6 protein-coding genes and 1 other RNA gene are annotated in these 6,110 nt (G+C 52.6%); all 7 read right to left on the bottom strand.

The genetic code is table 11. The annotated features are described in order from the left end of the window. Positions 1 to 419: 419 nt before the first annotated feature. Complete coding sequence (tyrS, locus tag Q1Q75_RS03210; protein WP_300667561.1) at positions 420 to 1,709, bottom strand: tyrosine--tRNA ligase; 1,290 nt, start codon at positions 1,707 to 1,709, stop codon at positions 420 to 422. Between the two features lie 238 nt (positions 1,710 to 1,947). Further along, entirely contained in the window at positions 1,948 to 3,510 is a 1,563-nt protein-coding gene (gene rny, locus Q1Q75_RS03205; protein ID WP_300667560.1) for a ribonuclease Y, read from the bottom strand. 320 nt (positions 3,511 to 3,830) lie between these two features. Continuing rightward, a non-coding RNA gene (ssrS, locus tag Q1Q75_RS03200) (6S RNA) lies at positions 3,831 to 4,015 on the bottom strand. Positions 4,016 to 4,071: 56 nt separating this feature from the next. Further along, the gene (gene zapA / locus Q1Q75_RS03195; protein ID WP_300667559.1) at positions 4,072 to 4,389 is read right to left on the bottom strand and encodes a cell division protein ZapA; all 318 of its coding nucleotides are present in this window, start codon (positions 4,387 to 4,389) and stop codon (positions 4,072 to 4,074) included. Between the two features lie 11 nt (positions 4,390 to 4,400). Further along, positions 4,401 to 4,646, bottom strand: a complete 246-nt coding sequence (gene zapB, locus Q1Q75_RS03190) for a cell division protein ZapB (RefSeq protein ID WP_300667558.1) — start codon at positions 4,644 to 4,646, stop codon at positions 4,401 to 4,403. A 73-nt stretch (positions 4,647 to 4,719) separates the two neighbouring features. Next, the gene (locus Q1Q75_RS03185) at positions 4,720 to 5,460 is read right to left on the bottom strand and encodes a sugar phosphate nucleotidyltransferase (RefSeq protein WP_300667557.1); all 741 of its coding nucleotides are present in this window, start codon (positions 5,458 to 5,460) and stop codon (positions 4,720 to 4,722) included. Positions 5,461 to 5,683: 223 nt separating this feature from the next. Further along, positions 5,684 to 6,091 (bottom strand): F0F1 ATP synthase subunit epsilon, encoded by a 408-nt coding sequence (locus Q1Q75_RS03180; protein WP_300667556.1) that lies wholly within the window; start codon positions 6,089 to 6,091, stop codon positions 5,684 to 5,686. Between the last annotated feature and the right edge of the window lie 19 nt (positions 6,092 to 6,110).

The following is a 6,110-nucleotide window of genomic DNA, read 5'->3' as shown; positions in this document are numbered from 1 at the left end:
AAGCACGCCGCCAGCGTTCATTCTGAGCCAGGATCAAACTCTCCAATTAAATCATATTTAACAAAATGACCCAATAGGGCTTGATGTTGACAAAAAATTATTCTGTCGTTTCTTCGTTGCTTACTGATTTTCAAAGATCAAATGATCTAAATTGCCCTGATCACTAAAGTTAACCAAGATAATATATGCTACTCATACTATATCGTCAAGAAGAAAATAAAAAAGCCGTTTTTTCTTGACGATGCCCGCGCTTGAAGCCGCGTAAATAGCGTCTGTTTCGCGTTGAAGACTTGAAGGTTCTACCCCGAACGATCCTTTGTGTCAAAGCTTTTCTTTCCTTTTAATCGTTTTCTTGGAACCGTGCGAATTTCTATTGAAATTCGCACGGCCGCCCCACGGAAAGCGAGCTCAAAGAGGCTCTACCCTTTCAAAGCAATGCGATGGTACCGCTTTTTCCCGGCACGCAGCAAAATCTCTCCCCCTTCAAAATCAGCCTCTACCACCAGACGATCTTCCTTGTCCAAGCGCTCACCATTGATGTAAGCCCCCCCTTGACGGATAAGCTTACGTGCGGCACCTCCAGATGCGGCCAGCCCGGCAAGAGCAAAAAGCTTAAACACCGGCACCCCCTCTCCCTGAAACAGCTCTGTTTCGACCTCAAGACAAGGAACGGAATCAAGGGCGCTGGCATCGCCCCCCCTGGGAATCGTGCTGGAAGGCAAAAGTGACTCCGCGATCTTCTTCACCCCAAACATAGCCGCGGCTGATTTGTACGCCTCAAGGGCAGCCTCGTGCCCATGACACAAAGCAGTCGCCTCGAAGGCCAGCACCGCTTTAGCCGCATTGAGCTCCGCACCGGAAAGGCCGGCAACAGCTTTGACCTCAGCCATGGGAAGAAAGGTAAAAAGAGCCAGAAAACGCTCAACGTCAGCGTCATCGGTATTCACCCAGAACTGGTAATAATCGTACGGAGAGGTCCGTTCGGGGTCAAGCCACACCGCCCCCTTGTGAGTCTTCCCCATCTTGATCCCTGAGGCCGTCATGATAAGGGGAAAGGTGACGCCAAAGGCCGTCTCCCCGCCTTTTCGACGGACCAAATCGACCCCGGCCACAATATTGCCCCACTGATCGCTGCCCCCCATCTGAAGGTAGCAGTTATGGGAACGGGAAAGCTCATAAAAATCGTAGGCCTGAAGAAGCATGTAGTTGAACTCAATGAAGCTCAAGCCTTCATCGGAATCAAGCCGCGCCCGGTAGCTCTCTGCCTTCACCATTCTATTCACGCTGAAATGGCGACCCACCTCCCTCAAGAAGGGAATGTATTCGAGACCCGTGAGCCAATCGGCGTTGTCCAGCAGAAAGGCCTTTTCATCGGAAAAATCGAGGAAACGAGAGAGCTGCGACCTCAACCCCGCCTTGTTCTCATCAATGATTTCCGGAGTCAGCATCTGTCGCATCTCCGTCTTTCCGCTGGGGTCCCCGATCATGCCGGTGCCGCCCCCGACCAGGGCAATGGGACAATGGCCGGCACGCTGCATGTGACACAAAGCCATGACCGTCACGAGATGGCCCACATGAAGGCTGGATCCTGTCGGATCAAAGCCGATATAGCAACGTCTTCCCGGCGTGGAAAGATACGCCGCCAACTCCTCTTCATGGGTTGTATTATCTACAAAACCGCGATCTCTAAGCGACTCGATGACACTCATAGCTTTTTACCTCATCTATAGTTGGTTGGGATCCGTAGATTGACCCACCCCTTTAATATATAAGGTACCGGTTCACGGCACCCTGGATTTTATATCGGTACAAGGGGCGCAGCAAAGGCACCCCCCTGATAACAAAATAGCCGAAACGCCCGGCAGGGGCAAAAACTGTCATCACACAGTTCTGCCCTTGCGTCAGCGCTCGGCTTTTTACGTTCCCCTTCAATGGCCGGAGATACCTCTATTTGTTTGCATACCCCACGGCACGAGTTTCCCGAATAACGGTCACACGGATCTGTCCGGGAAAGGTCAGGGTCTCTTCAATCTGCTTGGCGATGTCTCGGCTCATGACCACGGCATCTTCATCTCTGACCACATCCCCTTCCACAATAACGCGGAGCTCACGACCCGCCTGGATAGCGTAGGAATTGGACACGCCTTTATAAGCGTTGGCAATCTTCTCGAGATCGTCCAGACGTTTGACGTAGTTTTCAAGAAGCTCTTTTCGGGCGCCAGGACGAGCCCCGGAGAGGGAATCTGCAGCCTGAACCAAGAGGTCGTAGACCGATTCCGGGGGCACATCTTCATGGTGAGCCGCAATGCCCTGAACAATCTTGGGATTCTCTCCATACTTTTTGGCCAGGTTGGCACCGATCACGGCGTGAGGTCCTTCGACTTCATGATCCACCGCCTTACCAATATCGTGGAGCAGGCCCATGCGCTTGGCAAGCTTCACATCAAGGCCCAACTCGGCAGCCATCACCCCGCAGAGAAAACCCACCTCCACCGAGTGTTGAAGCACGTTCTGGGCGTAGCTGGTCCGAAACTTCAGGCGGCCCAGGACAGCAATAAGATCATTGCAGATGCCGTGAACCCCCAGGTCAAAGGCAGCCTGGTCACCGGCTTCTCTGATGGTCTGGTCCACTTCCTTTTCCACCGTCTTCACCACCTCTTCAATGCGAGCGGGATGAATACGGCCGTCGTTGATCAGTTTGGTCAGGGAGAGACGGGCGACCTCTCGACGCACAGGGTTGAAGCCAGACAAAATGACGGCCTCAGGGGTATCATCAATAATCAAATCAATACCAGTGGCAGCCTCCAGCGCCCGAATATTGCGCCCTTCCCGACCAATAATCCGCCCCTTCATTTCATCGTTGGGAAGGGGAACCACGGAAACGGTACGTTCAGCAACAAAGTCGCCGGCATAACGCTGGATGGCCGTCGCAATAATCTTCTTGGCTTCCTTATCGGCACTCTCCTTGGCTTCGGTGGTGACCCGTTTAATGAGCTTGGCACCATCGTGGCGAGCATCGTTCTCCATGGCACTCAAAAGAAGCCCTTTGGCCTCTTCGGACGTCATGCCCGATATTTTTTCAAGTTGCATCTTCTGTTCGGCGATCAGGGCATCGCAGTCACCCCGTCTTGCCAGGAGTTGATCGGACTCCGCTCTCAGCTCTTTCCCCCGCTGAGCCAAATCGTTTTCAACCCGTTCGATCTGGTCCTGCCGACGATCAATCTTTTCTGTCTTCTGGTTCAGCCGCTTATCAAGCCCTTTAAGCTCAACCCGTGTTTCGTTGGTCTCGGCATCGAACTCGCTCTTCATTTTAATGAGCCGATCCTTGGCCTCCACATTGGCTTCCATCAACAGATTTTCGGCCCGCACCCCGGCATCACGAATTATTTTCTCGGCCTCTTCTTCCGCTTCCTCTGCCCGCCTGTTGTCCACCCGACCTTTAAGCACAAAGGTCAGAGCAGCGCCGACGAGAAGACTGACGATGCCAGTTGCCATAATTTTCACTATCATTTGATTCCCCCGAGTATATATCCACCTCAGTTTTGACGGAAAATCCGCCTTACGGACTCCACACCATAGACATTCGCCCAACCTTGAGGGTTACATGCATTTGCATACCCAAAGACCGCAGCGGGGTATTATACGAGCGGACAAGCGCATCCGACGTTCAGCCAATGCGACGCTTCAGAGTCATAACACGGAGACGATACCGCATCGACACGGGGCATGAAATAACTTTTTGGATGTCGGAGACCCTTGACAGAGTCGTCGGATTCGAGGGGTGGTGGTTGGAAGGATGGTGCAGACAGAAGGGGGAAAATTGATATGAAAATATCCCCACCCGGGTGCCGTGTTGAATTATGGTCTTTGAACCGATTGTTCAAAGGGGGGTGCCTCTGTAACTTCTTCAGGCTTTTCTGTCAGGCAGAACATGCGCACCAAAGCCAGAGGAGGCTCCCGTGATATTGCCATTGGGTCAAAGGATATACTCCAATCACGAACACGGCAGGGATATTTTATTCAAATTGTATCGTATTTCATCGGCACAGAACAGCCTTTTCTGCACTAACGTTACGGTTGACACCCCCCCAATTTTTCAATGAGGGTGGTCGACTTTCGGGCAAGCGTCTCATGGAGCTCCGCATGGTTCTTTTTAACCTCAACCAGTTCCTTAGCGATATTCAACGTGGCCACCAGAAGTTGGATAAACTTGCGATTCTCAGTCAAAGGACCTTTCATCCCTTCACCCGCACGAGTCACTTCATCCACAACACCTCTGACAATGGCCGAGGCTTCGCTCGGATCAGCGTCGGTCTTGAACTTATACGTTTCTCCAAATAGGTCGACTGTTAGAATCTCTTCCAATGATTGCGCATTCGCTTTTGTCATTCGGTTAGAGATCAGGGTGCCACATCGATGTAATTGTTGAGTCGATCCATCAACCCGTCAATTTTACCTCGAATGTTCTCCCTCTGCTCCACAAAGGCAGCTTCTGACTGAGTCTTTTCCTGAAGTTGACCTTCAAGTATTTCGACCCTGCCCTTGAGTTCCGCTTTCTCTGATTTCAGGCTGTTGCAGAGCTCAATGAGAAAATCTACCTGTTCTTCTATATAATCAATTTGACCAACTATTGCTTCGTCATCCAATTTAGCACCTCTCGAAATTCAAATCACTATAGTCTTCAATTTTCAATAAAGTCAAGGGAATTCATGTGGGCCGTTATTCCAGCATTTGGCGTACGGTTTCAAGGTCATTTACGGTATTTACACCCGTAACTTCCCTGCCCGATCCACCGGTTACAACACCGGCTCCGGCCCCCTCCTGAACGGCTATCTCCACGATATCGGTGAGATAGTACTCCCCTTGCGCGTTATCCGATTTCACCTTGTCAAGGGCGGAAAAGAGAAAGCCCGCATCCACACAGTAGATGCCGCTGTTGACCACTTTGATAGCCTTCTCTTTACCGCTTGCATCCTTCTCTTCCACGATGCGAAGCAACCTGCCATCCTCGGCGGTGACCATCCGGCCGTACCCGGTCGGCTCATCAAAATGAACCGCCAAAACCGTCACGGCTCGCCCGGCGATTTCGTGAGCCTCGACCAGGCATCGAAGGGTCTCCGATTTGACCAAAGGAACGTCCCCACAAAGGATCACCACGTGGCGGGTGGCCGCACCTATAAAATCTCGGGCACACATCACGGCATGGCCCGTCCCCAGCTGTTTCTCCTGCAGTGCAAAAACAGCCCTACGGTCCGCCAGCGAGGCGCGTACGGCCTCTGCCTGATGCCCTACCACCACCACCACATCATCTCCGGCAATCTCGGAAGCCGAACTCACCACATAGTCGACCATGGGACGCCCCAAAACCTCATGGAGCACCTTGGCCTTGTCCGAGTTCATACGGGTACCCCTGCCAGCAGCAAGAACAACCACCGCCGTTTTTCCTGTGGTTTTACTCAATTTTCCCCCTGGTTGCAATAGGGCCTGACTGACACCCCAAAAAACATGATATCCCCCGCCTCATGCGGTGCACGAAACAAGCACTCAAAAGGCCCCTCTCGTTCGGGTATTAAAAAGGGGCAAACCCACCGGGGCCGCCCCTTTGAAACTCGATTGCTCTCGATACGATCCAAGCAGCTCAAGGGGCGCATGAACCTTTGCCCCCCTGCCCCACACAAAGACCTTACCGTCCTTCCACCGCCTGAAGACGGTGTATAGCCCGTACAAGAGCTACCTTGGCACGGGCCTCATCAATCTCTAAACGATTCCCGGCGAGGCGTTTTTCCGCTCTCTCCATGGCTGCCTTGGCGCGATCGGCGTCAATATCACGACGACGTTCTGCCGATTCAGCCAAAATGGTGACCTTGTCCCCCAACGCCTCGGCAAATCCGCCGCTCACGAAGACACCGCACTCGTTGCCGTTGTCATCCTTGAAACGGACCATCCCCACCTTCAGTGAGGTGAGAAACGGAGTGTGCCCGTCGAGCACACCGAACTCACCCTCCGAACCGGGGGCCATGACGATCTGAGCGTTCTCGCTGACCACACGCTTTTCAGGCGTCACGATTTCGAGTCTGATAGTATCTGCCATATCAACCCCTTATAGTTTT

Origin of the sequence: Desulfoluna sp. (assembly GCF_030145185.1) — a bacterium.
GTDB lineage: Bacteria > Desulfobacterota > Desulfobacteria > Desulfobacterales > Desulfolunaceae > Desulfoluna.
Note: the sequence above shows the minus strand (reverse complement) of the source record. Positions and strands in the feature narration are given on the sequence as shown.

Bases quoted from the DNA above. Each gene is read 5' to 3' on its own strand.
- tyrS (WP_300667561.1), bottom strand. From the start codon at position 1,709: ATGAGTGTCATCGAGTCGCTTAGAGATCGCGGTTTTGTAGATAATACA.
- rny (WP_300667560.1), bottom strand. From the start codon at position 3,510: ATGATAGTGAAAATTATGGCAACTGGCATCGTCAGTCTTCTCGTCGGC.
- zapA (WP_300667559.1), bottom strand. From the start codon at position 4,389: ATGACAAAAGCGAATGCGCAATCATTGGAAGAGATTCTAACAGTCGAC.
- Q1Q75_RS03180 (WP_300667556.1), bottom strand. From the start codon at position 6,091: ATGGCAGATACTATCAGACTCGAAATCGTGACGCCTGAAAAGCGTGTG.